Below are 16,096 nucleotides of genomic sequence, written 5' to 3' on the forward strand. Positions count from 1 at the left end.
TGGCGAAAAATGGTTTTTTCAGTCAAGTGCAACCAGCTAATAAAAAATAAAAACAATAATAATTATGAGCTAACAATAAAAATAAAAGGCTAGGGGAATGTTCCGCGGCGCTAACGCAATCAATCTGGACAGCAAAGGTCGACTCACGATACCTACAAGGTATCGCCAGTCGCTGTTGGATGATTGTCAGGGACAACTGGTTTGCACGATTGATATCTCCCAAAACTGTTTGCTACTCTACCCACTCCCTGAGTGGGAAGAAATTGAGCTTAAATTAAGTAAGCTATCAAGCACCAATCCTCAAGAAAGACGACTCCAACGCCTGTTACTGGGCTACGCTATGGAAGTTGAAATGGACAAGAGTGGCCGTATTCTCATTGCTCCGACACTTCGTCAACATGCAGATCTCGATAAGCCAGTGATGCTGGTGGGGCAGTTGAATAAGTTTGAAATATGGGATGCTAATACTTGGCAGCAACAAATCTCTGAAGACATTGAAACGGAAAAGCAAGGTCAATTCGAGCTTACGGAACGTCTTCAGGATTTCTCACTATGACCCTAGAAACGATATCTGCAGAATCAGCAAGTTTTGTTCACCGCTCAGTTTTACTCCAAGAATCTATCTCTGGTTTAAACATTAAGCCTGATGGCATCTATATTGACGCTACTTTTGGGCGTGGTGGTCATAGCCAGCACATTCTTAAACAACTTTCGGAAAACGGTAGACTCATTGCACTTGATCGCGATGATGCTGCTATTGAAGCCGCAAAGACTTTCTCCGACGACCCCAGATTCAGCATTCATCATGTCGCATTTTCAAATATAAAAGACGTGGTCAACGAGCTTGATTTGATGGGTGAAATTGATGGTGTTCTTATGGATATCGGGGTGTCGTCTCCACAACTAGATGATGCCTCAAGAGGCTTCAGCTTTCAAAAAGATGGTCCACTCGATATGCGAATGGACCGTAGCTCAGGAATGAGCGCGGCTACATGGTTGCAATACGCTGACTTAGACGAGATAACCATGGTATTAAAAACTTATGGTGAAGAAAAGTTCGGCAAGCGTATCGCCCATGCAGTCATTGAGCAACGTGCAATAAAACCGCTAGAAACGACAGCCGAGTTTGCCGCCTTAATAGACAAGGCGGTACCAGTAAAAGACAAATACAAGCATCCAGCAACTCGCAGTTTCCAGGGCGTTCGTATTTTTATCAATGGTGAACTTGATCAACTTAACGCCGGCCTAGAGGGTGCTGTTGAGGTTTTGAAGCCCGGTGGACGCCTTGCTGTCATTAGCTTCCATTCTTTGGAAGATCGTGTTGTGAAGCGTTTTATTCGAAGCCAAAGCAAAGGTAAAGATGTTCCCCACAATATGCCTATAACGCAACAGGAGATTGATGCGGATAAAGTACTGAAGGCTATTGGAAAAGCGATTAAACCCAGCCGCGAGGAAGTCAGCGAGAATGTTCGCTCAAGATCTTCGGTGTTGAGGGTGGCAGAAAAACTATGAAAATGCCAAGCACTAATTTCAACTTGTTGTTGTTAATGACATCAGACCTTGGACGAAACCTCTTCAAGGTTTTTTTATTTCTAACCGTAATTGCTTCTGCGTTGGCCGTGGTGTTAAGCGCTCACCATAATCGCCAACTAAGTATTCAGCATGAAAAACTGGTACAAGAAAAAGATGCCTTAGATATTGAATGGCGTCACTTGATCATCGAGCAAAGTGCGCTTACTGAGCACAATCGTATCGAACAAATTGTCAGCAAAAATTTAGATATGCGACGCCCAGGGCCAGATGACGAAATTTTAGTACGAGGGAAACCAAATGGCAGTTAACGCTAGACGGCGTTCAACTGCGAAAAACCGAGCAAGTTCCGACCGCCAAGCCAAACAAAATATCTCGCCCATTTTAATGCAATGGCGCTTTTTGACTGTGCTATTCAGTGTCGTGCTTGTGTTTTTCTGTCTTGCCGCCAGAGCTGCTTACATTCAAGTAATTGAGCCTGACGCACTGATTAAACAGGGCGACAACAGAACCATACGCGTGCGCGACAATCCGACTTATCGAGGTTTAATCACCGATAGAAACGGGCAACAATTAGCGGTGAGCGTGCCAGCAAAGGCCATCTGGGCTGACCCAATGGTTGTGCACGCTTACGATGCCGAAACAGGCAGTACCGAGCCTCTTGATGAGCGGCGCTTTGAAGCCTTGGCAAAAGTGTTGGGTAAAGATGTTGAGAGCATTTACACAACCGTTAAAAACCCCAAGCGGCGTTTCGCTTATTTGCAGCGACAAGTGTCGCCGGCAATGGCTAATTTTGTTGAGGAACTTGCGATTCCTGGCATTTATCTGCGTAACGAATCCAAACGCTACTATCCAACGGGTGAAGTATCGCCTCACGTGATTGGCTTCACCAATGTTGATGATGAGGGCATAGAAGGCATTGAAAAACTGTACAACGACTGGTTAACGGGGACACCTGACAAACGAAAAATACGTCGTGATGCAAAAGGCCGTCAGGTTGAAATAATTGAAGAGCAGGAAGGTGAAAAAGCAGGAAATCTAACCTTAACGATCGATCAGCGTATTCAAGCTTTAGCTTACAGAGAATTAAAAGAAGCTACCTTGTACTATAAAGCGCAGTCGGCGTCGGTCGTTATCGTGGATGTTCATAGTGGAGAAATACTCGCTTTGGCGAACACGCCTTCTTATAATCCAAATGATCGTTCTACAGTGTCGAATTATCGTTTGAGAAATAGAGCGATAACAGATGCCTTCGAACCTGGATCTTCCTTAAAACCCTTGGCGGTTATTGCTGCCCTTGAGTACGGCACTGCTACTCGCGATACTATTATTGATACCTCAGAGACTATGCGTTTGGGTGGGATATACGTACGAGATGGCGTAAACCGAGGGAAATTAAGTTTGCGCGAGGTCTTAAAATACTCAAGCAACAAAGGTACGTCGCAATTGGCGTTGTCGGTTGATAAAACTTTCCTAATGGATCTCTATTACAACATGGGTTTGATGAGTGATTCTGGCAGCAACATGATAGGTGAGTCGGATGGTATATTCCACGAACGCTCGCGTTGGTCAGACCATGAAATTGCAGCTTTATCTTTCGGTTACAATATTTCAGTAACAACGATGCAGCTCGCCCGCATGTATGCCACGATAGCAAACGGTGGCATCAAAATGCCGCTTTCGATTATCAAGAGCGAGGAGCCAGCTTTAGAAGCCCCAGAGCGAGTGATTAGCGAAGAGACGGCTTACGCTGTTTTGGAAATGATGGAGAGCGTACTAGAAGACGACGGCTCTGCTAAGTTAGCGAGGGTGCCTGGTTATCGCGTCGCAGGAAAAACGGGCACGAGTAAAAAGGCAGTTGCAGGTGGTTATGGCGAAGAGTACGTGAATATCTTCGCGGGTGTCGCCCCAGTTTCCGATCCGCAAATTGCGGTGGTGGTGCTTATCAATGAACCCGGTGGTGATCTTTATCATGGAGGCTCAACAGCTGCACCGACCTTCAGCAAAATCACTGCTGGTGCATTGCAAATGCTCAACATTGCGCCAGATGATAATGACACCTTAGCGAGAGTCACAACGCGGGAGCAGTCCAATGACTAAGCTGCCTAGTATATCCCCACCAATGCGTTCGATCAGTCAAGTTTTAGCTCTTTTCGATATCTTCATTGACGAGTTTGATACAGATAACATTGTAATGGACAGTCGAGCCGCAAATGACAAATCGATATTCATCGCGCAAAAGGGCGGTTCAGACGATGGCAGAAAATATATAAACTCTGCAATAGAGAATGGCGCTAAACTCATACTTGTTTCTACCTCAAAGAGTGAATTGCATGGCGAAGTTGATGTGGTCAGCGATGCGCTTATCATTCAATTCTTTGAATTATCCAAGCACTTAGGTTTCATTTGCAGTGCCTTTTATCAACATGCCTCGAAAAGGCTTCAAACCATAGCGGTAACTGGCACTAATGGCAAAACTTCGGTCACTCATATTTGCGCCCAGTTATCAGCCTTATGTGAAGAGCCAGCAGGAACGATCGGTACGATGGGGGTAGCTTTTTATCAATCAAATCGTGATATATCGAAGATTTCAGACACTATTAATACGACACCAGATCTTGCATCTATTCATCGTTTATCGAGCTTGGTTAAACAACATGGTGGTCAACGCCTATGTATTGAAGCCTCTTCACACGGTCTACATCAAAAACGCTTAAGTGGCTTCAATACACAAACCGCTATTTTCACGAACCTTACGCAAGATCACTTAGATTATCATCACAGCTTTGAAGAATATGCCCGCGCAAAAAGGTTGCTGCTGCAACAAGAAGGCCTTCGATCTGTCGTGTTAAACGCAGATGATAACGAGAGTGTGAATTGGGTGGCGGCCTTACCGTCTCACATGTCAGTTTGTCTCTGTTCAATTAAAGCCAAAGACAAAAGTGAACTCTTCGAAAGCTATTCAAATAATAATCAGCACTTCAAATATTGCATAGCGAAAAGCCCTCGTTTTACTCCCAGTGGTAGCGGTTTTGAGCTCGAGTCAAGCTGGGGGATTGCAAGTATATCGTTGCCAATGATAGGCATGTTCAATATTTCGAACCTACTTTCTGCGCTAAGTGCTCTATTAATGCAAGGCATGGATTTTGACAGTCTTATCGCAGCCATCCCACTCTTGCAGGGTGTTCCCGGAAGAATGGAAGTTTTTGAGTCGCGCAAACATGGCAACATTATCGTGGATTATGCACATACGCCCGATGCCCTCGAGCAGGCCTTATTGGCATCACGGCCCCACGTACTCGGTAAACTGACGGTTGTGTTTGGTTGTGGCGGTGATAGAGACGCGACAAAGCGTTCGATTATGGGGCGTATTGCGGAAAAATGGGCCGACAATATTGTGCTAACCCAAGACAATAGCCGCTCAGAATCGCCCGAAAATATTATCGCAGATATTACACAAGGGATGCAGGGCAAGTCTAACTTGTCCATTGAACTAGAAAGAAAAGATGCAATCAAAAAGGCTTACCTTAATACACAAAATGATGACCTCATTTTAGTTGCAGGCAAAGGCCATGAAGAATACCTCGAATTGAATAACGTGCGTGAATATTACAATGAGAGGGAATACGTTAAACAGTTAACCTTGGAGTTACTCGGATGATTTCTGTTTCATTATCTTGGATCGCTGAGAAGGTAAACGGCACTCTTAATACCAAAAGTGTCGAAGATCTCAGCATTAAAGGGGTAAGCACGGATACGCGTGATTTACAACCCGGTGATCTTTTTATTGCCCTTGTTGGGCCTAATCATAATGCGCACGAACACTTATTTAAGGCGCTAGAAAAAGGCGCTGCAGCGCTTATTGTAAGCGAAGTTGTGGATTGTCCGCTACCTACGATAACGGTTGCTGATACCAATGAGGCCTTGGGGTTGTTAGGAGCCGCTGTAAAAGCTGAAGTAAAGCCGAAAACAGTCGGTATAACTGGCAGTAGCGGCAAAACAACCGTAAAAGAAATGGTAGCCTCTATCCTTTCTGTGAAAGGTAAAGTACTTGCAACGAAAGGGAACTTTAATAATCACATTGGTGTGCCACTTACCCTGTTACGCTTAGAAAAGCAGCACGAGTTTGCCGTTATCGAAATGGGAGCCAATCACCTTGGTGAAATCGCCTATACCACCAACTTAGTGAAACCAGATGTGGCAACCATAGTGAATGCAGCGGCTTCTCATCTAGAAGGCTTTGGCAGTTTGTTTGGGGTAGCTAGAGCGAAAAGCGAAATATTTAAAGGTTTAGGTGAAAATGGCACAGCGCTTTTGAATCGAGACAGTCAATTCTATGAGTTCTGGCAGGGAAAAACTTCTCACTTAAATTGTCTCAGCTTTTCACCCGACTCTGCCGAGGGAGACTATCGCGCAGAAGATATCGCCATGGGCATGGACGGCTGTGCTGAGTTCGAGCTTGTTTGCCCCGCTGGCAGAGCAGCAATTCGTTTGAGTATTCCAGGTACGCACAATGTGGGTAATGCGCTTTTAGCGGCGGCTTTATCCATCGACGTTGGTGCAAGCCTGGAAGACGTACAAATGGGACTTTTCAATATGCGTGAGGTTGGTGGGCGTTTGAACGTAAAACAACTAACGAATCAGGTTCGTTTGCTGGATGACACCTACAACGCCAACGTTGCTTCCGTGAATGCAGCGATAGACTTACTCGCTACTTTCTCTGGAAGCCGCGTCTTAATTCTGGGTGATATGGCTGAGCTGGGTGATAAAGCTCGCTATTATCATGAGAAGGTGGGGGAATATGCGAAGTCTAAAGGAGTTTCAGCCGTATATTCACTTGGTGTCTTAAGCCAATGTGCAAGCGCTGTCTTTGAAGATAATGGCTTTCATTTCGACGATAGAGATGCACTTGTCGATATGTTGAATGAAAACCTGTGTTACGAGAAACGCGATATCACTATTTTAGTTAAAGGATCGAGAAGTTCAAAAATGGAATTAGTAGTAAAAGCAATTGAGGAAAGCCCCGTGGGAAAGTTCGAAAGGCGTAGGGAGCGTATCGCATGTTAATTTGGTTAGCCGATTGGCTGATGCAGTTTGATGCGAGCTTTGGTGTTATCAAATACCTTACCCTGCGCGCTATATTAAGTACCTTAACGGCTTTGTTGATCGCGATATTGATTGGGCCGTCGATGATACGCTGGTTACAGAATTTACAAATCGGACAAACGGTGAGAGATGATGGACCTCAAACTCATTTGTCAAAAGCTGGAACGCCTACCATGGGTGGCCTGCTTATTTTGGCTGCAATCCTTGCAAGCATAATCCTATGGGCAGATTTAACCAATAAATATGTCTTAGTTACTATTCTTGTGATTGTGTCTTACGGCATTGTTGGCTTTGTAGATGACTACCGAAAAGTAGTGAGAAAAGACCCAAAAGGCTTGATTGCTCGCTGGAAGTACTTTTGGCAATCTGCTATCGCTATTGTTGTCGCCTTTTTTCTTTATTACAGCGCAAATCCTGATGTGCCAGCAGAAACAGCCCTTTTAGTTCCTTTCTTCAAAGACGTAATGCCACAGCTTGGTATTTTTTACATCATCATTTCTTACTTTGCTTTGGTGGGAACAAGTAACGCGGTTAATCTTACCGATGGCTTAGACGGCTTGGCTATCGTTCCAGTCATTTTGGTGGCGGGTGCTTTTGCGATATTTGCTTATGTTACCGGTAACCTTAATTTTTCTGCTTACCTCAATATTCCTTTTATTCCACTCACTAGTGAATTGGTTATTGTTTCAACAGCTATTGTGGGCGCAGGTTTGGGTTTCTTGTGGTTCAACACTTACCCAGCACAAGTCTTCATGGGGGATGTGGGCTCACTGTCACTTGGCGCAACCTTAGGTTTACTCGCTATTCTAGTTCGCCAAGAAATCGTATTTATTATCATGGGCGGGGTATTTGTTGTTGAGGCCTTGTCGGTGATATTACAAGTGGGTTCATTCAAGATGAGAGGCAAAAGAATTTTTAGAATGGCACCTATTCATCATCACTATGAACTGAAAGGTTGGCCGGAGCCACGGGTGATCGTGCGCTTTTGGATCGTTTCTTTAATCCTTGTCCTCATTGGGCTGGCTACATTGAAGTTGCGTTAGATGAGAAAAGACCTTGCACATCAGTCTATTGCTGTTGTGGGCTATGGCATCACCGGGCGCGCTTGTGCTCGGTTTTTGCTTTCCAAAGATGCGAAAGTCTGTGTATTAGACAAGCGTGATCTCAGCGAGGAACTTGAGGCTACTGACTTAACTAGCGCTATTTTGTCTGAAACAACAGAGCTGTCACATTTTGATATTGTCGTGTTGAGTCCGGGTGTAAGTCCTCATCAAACATGCTTCAAAGACTATCAAAAAGCGGGTGGTTGTTTGATTGGTGACATAGAGCTTTTTGCTTGGTTCAACCGCACTCCAGTTATTGGTGTAACCGGTTCAAATGGCAAAACGACGGTTACTGATATGCTTGGAAAAGTACTTCAATCAGCGGGCTTGAAAGTAGCTCTTGCCGGAAATTACGGTCAGGGCGCACTTGATTTGCTTATGCAAGGTCATGACTATGATTACGTCGTGCTAGAGTTGTCGAGTTTTCAACTTGAAATGACCTCTAGTTTGCAGTTAAGAGTTGCTACTTTACTGAATGTTACGGAAGATCATATCGATCGTCACGGTAGCCTTGAAAGCTATCGTCTTGCTAAGCAACGCATATTTTCCAATGCTGACAGCTTGGTCTTCAACTTAGACGAACAAAGTAGCTTTCCAGATCCTCAATATAAGGCTAATACTCAGCTAACGATAAGTAGTGGCGATACTGCAGCTGATTTTTATGTGAACGATAAGAGCGAATTGGTATTTTCAAGTTGTGTTAGCGGCAATGCTACTGACATTCAAAAACTGCTCAAAGTCGATGAAATGCTCCTTAAGGGTAAACACAATATTGTCAATGCTCTAACAGTGTTTGCGATTGCCAAAATCATTGGTGTTGATTTGCGCGTGGCGGCAGCTAGCTTAAAAACCTATAGTGGACTTGAACACCGTTTCGAACTCGTGTTGGAGCACGATGGCAAACGTTGGATCAATGATTCTAAAGCAACCAATGTAGGTGCTTGTGCTGCAGCTTTAGCCTGTTTTGATGACAATGAGTATTTAGTATTGATTGCTGGTGGTGACGCAAAAGGTGCAGACTTAAGTGCTCTTAAAGAGAGCCTACACAACAAAGTCAATGAGCTGATTGTATTTGGGAAGGATGCCGAGGCCTTTATCGCCCTGCAGCCAAATGCTCTTCTGGTCAGCACCTTATCAACAGCGATTGCGAAAGCAAAGGAATTAGCTGAGACGCAACCCAGAGCCACTGTTTTATTGTCGCCAGCTTGCGCAAGCATTGATATGTTTAAAAACTATCAGGAGCGAGGCGCACAATTTAAAGAACAAGTACTATCGCAGGTCAGTCCCGAAAATGTTGAAGGGGCAGTTAATGGCTAATGCAGAGTTGAAACCTGATAACCGCTTATCGGCATTATTCGCCGCTAAACATGATGATAGCGTCAAAGTTCGGCCTTATGATCTAAGCTTAGTGCTGATAGCGATGACGCTTTTTGCTATTGGTTTTGTTATCGTAAGCTCAGCTTCAATGCCAATTGCCGAACGCTTGCACGGAAACCCTTTTCATTTTGCTGTTCGCCACGCCATATATATTGGTTTAGCGATTATTGCGGCGATGATTGTCCTCAATCTGCCCATGAACTTCTGGCGGGTGGCCAATCCTTATCTATTATTTTTAGCTATTGGTTTGCTCATCGCAGTGTTAATCGTCGGTAGAACAGTTAACGGTAGTACTCGATGGATTGTTGTTGGGCCCATTACTATACAAGCCGCAGAGCCGGCAAAACTCTTCTTCTTTTGTTATTTAGCGGGCTATTTGGTTCGGCGTTACGAAGAGATTTCTGAGAATTTTAAGGGCTTCGTAAAGCCGTTGGGCGTCTTTTTCCTATTGGCATTATTACTGTTGAATCAGCCTGATCTAGGCACCGTTATTGTGATGCTAGCAACCACTATCGGTTTACTATTTTTGGCTGGGGCTAAACTTTGGCAGTTCTTTGGGCTCATATTTACGGGTGTGCTTGCTGTGGTCGCTCTCATCCTAGTTGAGCCTTATCGCGTTAAGCGGGTAACAGCCTTTCTAGATCCGTGGGCTGACCCTTTTGGTTCAGGCTATCAATTAACGCAATCGCTAATGGCTTATGGTAGAGGTTCTTGGTTTGGCCAAGGCCTAGGAAATAGCCTACAAAAACTGGAATTTCTTCCTGAAGCTCATACCGATTTCATCATGGCAATACTCGCGGAAGAGCTGGGCTATATAGGGGTTCTCACAGTGCTGCTATTGATTCTAGCAATGGTTGCGATTGCCTTACGCATAGGCAATAAAGCCCTCACGCAGGAACGCCCTTTTGATGCGTTTTTGGCTTACGCAATTGGCATTTGGTTTAGTTTTCAAACAGCGGTAAATGTAGGGGCAAGCTCTGGAATACTCCCGACTAAGGGCTTAACGCTACCACTTGTTAGCTATGGTGGTTCGTCTCTCATAGTTATGGCGGTTGCTGTGGCCATACTGCTGCGTATTGATTTCGAGTTAAGAGTTGACGGAGTGCAAGCCCTAAAGCGCGGTCGCAAAACAAATGCTAAGAAAATTAGTACAAACAAAGACTCAAGTGAAGAGTAGCGCCGATGACTAAAAATAACGCTACGAATCAGACTTCTCCCTTGCTATTTATCATGGCTGGCGGAACCGGTGGACATGTGTTTCCGGGTTTAGCTGTGGCCAAACAGATGCTTGCCAATGGTTGGCGTGTAGAGTGGTTTGGCACTCAAGATAAAATCGAGGCGAAGCTTGTTCCAGCCAATAATATTGTTATTCATTTTTTGAAGGTGAGCGGTGTCAGAGGAAAAGGGCTAATTAGAAAACTAGTTGCGCCTTTTATGCTCTTGTCTGCCGTTGTGCATGCCCGAAAAGTGTTAAAAGAGAGAAAGCCGGATGCTGTGTTAGGAATGGGCGGTTTTGCCAGTGGCCCCGGTGGTATCGCGGCATGGACACTTGGAATACCGGTTATTGTTCACGAGCAAAATGCAATTTTTGGAATGACCAATAGGTGGTTGGCTAAAATCGCAACGCGTGTGCTGTGTGGTTTTGATGTCACTCACGAAGCATTGCAGCAAATAGCAAAAGCGCCGAGCAATGTTGAGTTCGTTGGCAATCCCGTGCGTGCGGATTTTTTCAATATTAACAAGCCCACGGCAACTGATAATGGGCACCCTACTTTTACAATCTTAGTCGTTGGTGGCAGTCTGGGTGCCCTAGCACTGAATCAAAAGCTACCAAAAGTTTTTGTCGAACTAGCCAGTAAGTACTCGTTGAAGGTGATACATCAGGCGGGCAAAGGTAAAAAGAGTCCTGTAGATAAGCATTATAAAGAACTGACAGCATCAGGTGTAGCACTTAGCTATGAAGTGGTTGAATTCATTGATGACATGCCAATGGCCTTTGCATCAGCTGATATCATTATTTGTCGCTCTGGCGCACTTACGGTTGCAGAAGTTGCAGCGTCGTCCAGTTGCGCTATTTTTGTGCCTTTGCCAATTGCAGTTGACGATCATCAAACTTACAATGCGAAGTCGTTGAGTGACAATCAAGCGGGCATTTTAATTTCTCAAAGTGAATTGGCAAGCAAACTGCCTACGGCCCTAACTGAGCTCTTGTCTAAGCCGCAAAGCATTCATGCTTTAGGTACCAGAGCTCGCGAGCTTTGTATTGAAGATGCAACCGAAAAAGTTGCGTTGGCCTGTATACAAGCGAAGCAAGGATAAATACAGTGAGTAAAGAGCTAAACACAATGCAAGCCCACAAAATGCGGCCCCATAAAATGAGAAGAGTACAACGTCTTCACTTTATTGGTATTGGCGGTGCAGGCATGGGCGGCATCGCAGAAGTAGTATTGAACTTGGGCTATGACGTGTCGGGCTCAGACTTAAAAGCCAGTAATATGACGTCGAGATTAACAAAGCTTGGCGCAAAAGTGCACATAGGGCACGCTCAGGGCAACATACAAAATGTAGATGCAGTCGTAGTATCAAGTGCAATTAATCGTGAAAACCCAGAAATACAAAAGGCAATTGAACAACGCATACCTATCATTAGACGTGCCGAGATGCTCGCTGAGCTTATGCGTTTTCGTTACGGTATTGCCGTTGCCGGCACTCATGGTAAAACCACGACCACTAGCTTAATTGCTACTATTTTTTCACAGGCCAAGCTCGACCCAACCTATGTGATAGGGGGGCTTCTTAATAGCGCTGGTACAAATGCTAAGCTTGGTGAAAGCAAATATTTGATTGCTGAAGCAGATGAAAGCGATGCGTCTTTTTTGCATTTGCAACCAACGGTATCAATAGTCACTAATATCGAAGCGGATCATTTAGAGGCTTACGGTGGCGACTTTTCAAAAATGAAAAGCGCCTACGTTGAGTTCTTGCATAACTTACCCTTCTATGGCCTAGCAGTTTTGTGTGGCGACGACCCAGTGATACAAGAGCTATTGCCAAAACTCGGTAGAAAGTACCTGACTTATGGTCAACATGCTGGGAATGACTATCAGGCGACAGATATTCGCTTTGAGCTTAATTACAGTCACTTTACGATTAAGCGCCAAGGCCACAGTGATTTAGCTGTGAAACTGCGTTTACCCGGCATACACAATGTACTCAATGCTACTGCTGCGATTGCAACGGCTACCGATGAGGGGATTAGCGATACAGATATTCTCGACGCACTTGCCAGTTTTGAAGGCATCGGTAGGCGTTTTCAAGTATTAGGTGAATTCACTCAAAGCTATGGCAATGCAATTCTAGTCGACGATTATGGGCATCATCCTACTGAAGTTGCGATGACGATTGCCGCCGCTCGAAACAACTGGCCAGATAAACGCGTTGTGATGGTGTATCAACCACATCGATTTAGCCGGACACGTGACTTATATGAAGACTTTGTCGAGGTATTGTCCAAAGTCGACGTATTGCTTTTACTCGATATCTACCCCGCTAGCGAGGAGCCGATTGAAGGAATTGATAGTAAATCTTTATGTCGTTCTATTCGTCAACGCGGCAAGTTTGAGCCTATTTACGTTAGCTCGCAAAAGAGTCTCTATCAAATTCTATCTGACCTACTGAGCGACGGCGATGTATTGTTTGCGCAAGGGGCCGGAAATATTGGTGACATAGCACAAAACCTAGCATTGACAGGCTTGAACAAAGACCAACTTGCAGCAAAAGCAGCGCAATTTAACGAGGGCAATGTATCGTGAATTCATTTATGTCTTTAGATGAGATCCGTAAAATAGGTCCAAATCGCTTTGGCAAAGTTGCAGTGCTGTTAGGTGGTAAGTCGGCTGAGCGAGAGGTGAGTTTAGCGTCGGGAAAAGCGGTGCTTGATGGGCTTATTGCTAATGGCATTGATGCACACGCCTTTGATACAAAAGAACGAGCGTTGTCTGACTTAAAAGACAAGGGATTCGAACGAGCGTTTATTATTTTGCATGGTCGCGGTGGTGAGGACGGTAGCATGCAGGGTGCCTTGGAAACTCTCGGTATTCCCTACACCGGCTCGAAAGTATTAGGTTCGGCCTTGGCTATGGATAAAGTGTGTTCTAAACAAATTTGGTCGAATTTAGGTTTACCAACTGCACAATATAAAGTGGTAACTAAAGCCCTTGTTAGCAATTTCAGCGCAACTGATTTTGATAGCTTATTAAATGACCTAAGCGGTCAAGCTATGGTGAAGCCTGCTAGGGAAGGTTCTAGTATTGGTATGGCTAAAGTGAGCAGTGGAACTGAGCTGCGAAGCGCGATTGTTAATGCTCTTATGTATGACGATGAGATACTTATTGAATCGTATATTACGGGGCCCGAATTTACGGTGAGTATCCTAGGCAATCAAGCTTTACCCTCTATTCGTATGTCCACTCCGCATGTTTTCTACGATTATGACGCCAAATATATCGATAATACTACGAATTACTATTGTCCTAGTGGCTTGAGCGAGAAAGAGGAAGCTGAACTTAGTGCTTTGTGCGTTAAGGCATTTACTGCGCTCAAAGGTGAAGGGTGGGGAAGAATCGACCTAATGCAGGAAGAGAGTGGTAAATTTCTGTTACTTGAGTCGAATACTGTACCTGGGATGACAAAAACGAGTTTAGTGCCCAAGTCTGCTAAGCAAGCAGGTCTTAGTTTTGAGGACTTAGTGACGATTATTCTGGCGTCGAGTTTGGAGCGCTAGTTTGACCGACGGTAAACCCACTCGAGCAAGACGCAAGCGGCCTGAGTTAACGACCGCGGGCGAGTCTGATACTTTAGTGTCGAAACGCAAACAGAGGTCTAGTGAACTCGCCGACTTGCCGAGCACGGGAACTGAGGATGATCTCGAGTCGCCACACTACAGAATTTATGGTTTTATTTTTTTCTTGTTGGTGATTTTTGCGCTTATTTACGTTGTGATTGTGACTAAAAATTGGTTGCAAGACGAGCAGCAATTACCGGTGCAAAGTGTTGTTTTCAGTGGCCATCGTCAAGTATTGCAAGACGACGAGATGGAAGCACTGGTCAGGGCGACTCAGCAAGGTAGTTTTTTTGCCCTTGATGTGAATGAAGTCCATCGCTTAATGGAAGACATTCCTTGGGTTTACAGAGCATCAGTACGCAAACGTTGGCCGAGTAGTTTGCATATCTATATTGTTGAACAAACACCGGCGGCTGCATGGAACGATGATTTGTTACTGAATATACATGGTGATGTGTTTGAAGGCGGTCAAATTCCGACTTCTTTGCCCTTGCTTTACGGCCCTGGTGGGAGCGAAAAAACAGCACTTGCGGGCTATAACGCAATGCAGTCATTGTTAAACGTGACAGGACTTGAAATAAAGAGCTTATTTTTGAGCGAAAGATTCGCTTGGCGACTAGAATTAGACAATGGAATTCATCTGAATATCGGGCGTCAACAATTCATCGACCGACTGCAGAATTTCATTGACATTTTTCCGCTACTTAAGTCGGAAAATAAGGCGATTAATTACATCGATTTAAGGTATGATACAGGGCTTGCTGTGGGATGGCAGGAAAATGACAAAAAAGAACAAGAAATTACTGAAAATAATGATTAAAATAAGTGGTAATAAACATGTCTAAAGCATCGGAAAGAGACCTCATTGTTGGTTTAGACATTGGTACTAGCGTAATCAAAGCCATTGTTGGCGAATTACTCGATGATGATAGCATCAGTATCATCGGCGTTGGCACTCACAAATCCCGCGGAATGGATAAGGGCGGTGTTAACGATTTAAATTTGGTTGTTCAATCGGTTCAGCAAGCTGTAAACGAAATGGAGTTGATGGCGGATTGCAGTGTTTCCTCAGTCTTTATGTCGATTTCTGGCCGTCACGTACAATGCCAAAATGAAAGCGGTATGGTACCAATTAATAACCAGGAAGTGACTCAAGACGATGTCGACAATGTAATACATGCTGCCCGTTCGGTGCCGATGGCCGCGGAACGAAAATTATTGCATGTTTTGCCACAAGAATTCGTGATCGACGTACAAGAAGGAATTAAGAATCCAATTGGTATGTCGGGTGTGAGAATGGAAGCAGCAGCACACATTATTACCTGTGCCGATGACATGGCAAAGAATTTGGTTAAGTGCGTTGAAAGCTGTGACTTAAGCGTTGACCAAACTATTTTTTCTGCGCTGGCATCAAGCTATGCGGTGTTGACCGATGATGAACGTGAATTGGGCGTATGCGTAGTTGATATTGGTGGCGGAACGATGGATATCGTTATGTTTACCGACGGGGCAATACGTCATACTGCTGTCATACCGCTGGCCGGGAATCAAATAACCAGCGATATTGCAAAGATCTTTCGCACGCCAATGAGCAATGCTGAAGATATAAAAACGAACTATGCATGTGCACTGAAAGACATGGTGAGCATGGAAGAAAGTATTGAAGTGCCAAGCGTTGGCGGGCGTCCGGCTCGTGTAATGTCAAGGCATACTTTGGCCGAGGTGATTGAGCCGCGGTATCAAGAGCTATTTGAACTAGCCTACGAGCAAATTAAAGCGAGTGGTCTTGAGGAACAAATTGCGGCAGGTCTGGTAATTACAGGTGGTACTGCCAAAATGGAAGGTGCAGTAGAGTTTGCTGAAGAGATTTTCCAAATGCCAGTAAGAGTAGGAAAGCCTCATTCTATAAAAGGTTTAGCCGAATATGTAGACGATGCCTGTTTTGCTACAGCGGTAGGTCTGTTACAGTATGGTAAACAAAATATAAATACAAAAAGAACGTCTTCAAAGAAAGGCGAAGAAAGCGTGTTAAAACGCATACAAAGCTGGTTTAAGGGCGAATTTTAGGGGGCCTTTAAGAAAGCGCTAAATCAATATGAAACCGACATAAAAATATAAAAGGTTTCAGTATACCGGA

14 protein-coding genes are annotated in these 16,096 nt (G+C 44.5%); all 14 read left to right on the forward strand.

The genetic code is table 11. From position 1 onward, the window contains the following. Nucleotides 1–97: 97 nt before the first annotated feature. From mraZ to ftsA, 14 genes are read left to right on the forward strand one after another with little or no spacing between them, the layout of a single operon-like run. Nucleotides 98–556, forward strand: a complete 459-nt coding sequence (gene mraZ, locus ISG33_RS01295) for a division/cell wall cluster transcriptional repressor MraZ (RefSeq protein ID WP_195731770.1) — start codon at nt 98–100, stop codon at nt 554–556. Continuing rightward, entirely contained in the window at nt 553–1,512 is a 960-nt protein-coding gene (rsmH, locus tag ISG33_RS01300) for a 16S rRNA (cytosine(1402)-N(4))-methyltransferase RsmH (protein WP_195731771.1), read from the forward strand. Before mraZ ends, rsmH begins: the two co-directional genes overlap by 4 nt. Then, a complete protein-coding gene (gene ftsL, locus ISG33_RS01305; protein ID WP_195731772.1) occupies nt 1,509–1,841 on the forward strand; it encodes a cell division protein FtsL in 333 nt (110 codons plus the stop codon). Before rsmH ends, ftsL begins: the two co-directional genes overlap by 4 nt. Next, complete coding sequence (locus tag ISG33_RS01310; RefSeq protein WP_195731773.1) at nt 1,831–3,630, forward strand: peptidoglycan D,D-transpeptidase FtsI family protein; 1,800 nt, start codon at nt 1,831–1,833, stop codon at nt 3,628–3,630. Before ftsL ends, ISG33_RS01310 begins: the two co-directional genes overlap by 11 nt. Then, nucleotides 3,623–5,191 carry a UDP-N-acetylmuramoyl-L-alanyl-D-glutamate--2,6-diaminopimelate ligase gene (locus tag ISG33_RS01315; protein WP_229333413.1) on the forward strand — a complete coding sequence of 523 codons (1,569 nt, stop codon included), beginning with the start codon at nt 3,623–3,625 and terminating at the stop codon, nt 5,189–5,191. The genes ISG33_RS01310 and ISG33_RS01315 overlap by 8 nt, the downstream gene beginning before the upstream one ends. Further along, nucleotides 5,188–6,597 carry a UDP-N-acetylmuramoyl-tripeptide--D-alanyl-D-alanine ligase gene (locus tag ISG33_RS01320; protein WP_195731774.1) on the forward strand — a complete coding sequence of 470 codons (1,410 nt, stop codon included), beginning with the start codon at nt 5,188–5,190 and terminating at the stop codon, nt 6,595–6,597. The genes ISG33_RS01315 and ISG33_RS01320 overlap by 4 nt, the downstream gene beginning before the upstream one ends. After that, entirely contained in the window at nt 6,591–7,679 is a 1,089-nt protein-coding gene (gene mraY / locus ISG33_RS01325; protein ID WP_195731775.1) for a phospho-N-acetylmuramoyl-pentapeptide-transferase, read from the forward strand. The genes ISG33_RS01320 and mraY overlap by 7 nt, the downstream gene beginning before the upstream one ends. Further along, nucleotides 7,680–9,056 carry a UDP-N-acetylmuramoyl-L-alanine--D-glutamate ligase gene (gene murD / locus ISG33_RS01330; protein WP_195731776.1) on the forward strand — a complete coding sequence of 459 codons (1,377 nt, stop codon included), beginning with the start codon at nt 7,680–7,682 and terminating at the stop codon, nt 9,054–9,056. It begins immediately after the preceding gene. Then, nucleotides 9,049–10,293 (forward strand): cell division protein FtsW, encoded by a 1,245-nt coding sequence (ftsW, locus tag ISG33_RS01335; protein WP_195731777.1) that lies wholly within the window; start codon nt 9,049–9,051, stop codon nt 10,291–10,293. Before murD ends, ftsW begins: the two co-directional genes overlap by 8 nt. 5 nt (nt 10,294–10,298) lie before the next feature. Next, nucleotides 10,299–11,435, forward strand: coding sequence for an undecaprenyldiphospho-muramoylpentapeptide beta-N-acetylglucosaminyltransferase (gene murG / locus ISG33_RS01340; RefSeq protein ID WP_195731778.1), 1,137 nt, complete (start codon nt 10,299–10,301; stop codon nt 11,433–11,435). Nucleotides 11,436–11,461: 26 nt separating this feature from the next. Then, complete coding sequence (murC, locus tag ISG33_RS01345; RefSeq protein WP_195732967.1) at nt 11,462–12,928, forward strand: UDP-N-acetylmuramate--L-alanine ligase; 1,467 nt, start codon at nt 11,462–11,464, stop codon at nt 12,926–12,928. 8 nt (nt 12,929–12,936) lie between these two features. Next, nucleotides 12,937–13,899 (forward strand): D-alanine--D-alanine ligase, encoded by a 963-nt coding sequence (locus tag ISG33_RS01350; protein WP_195732968.1) that lies wholly within the window; start codon nt 12,937–12,939, stop codon nt 13,897–13,899. Nucleotide 13,900: 1 nt separating this feature from the next. Beyond that, on the forward strand, nt 13,901–14,779 hold the full coding sequence (locus ISG33_RS01355; RefSeq protein ID WP_370545287.1) for a cell division protein FtsQ/DivIB: 879 nt from the start codon (nt 13,901–13,903) through the stop codon (nt 14,777–14,779). A gap of 17 nt (nt 14,780–14,796) precedes the next feature. Further along, on the forward strand, nt 14,797–16,026 hold the full coding sequence (ftsA, locus tag ISG33_RS01360) for a cell division protein FtsA (protein WP_195731779.1): 1,230 nt from the start codon (nt 14,797–14,799) through the stop codon (nt 16,024–16,026). The last annotated feature ends 70 nt before the right edge of the window (nt 16,027–16,096 follow it).

Origin of the sequence: Marinibium conchae (assembly GCF_015595035.1) — a bacterium.
GTDB lineage: Bacteria > Pseudomonadota > Gammaproteobacteria > Enterobacterales > Alteromonadaceae > Glaciecola.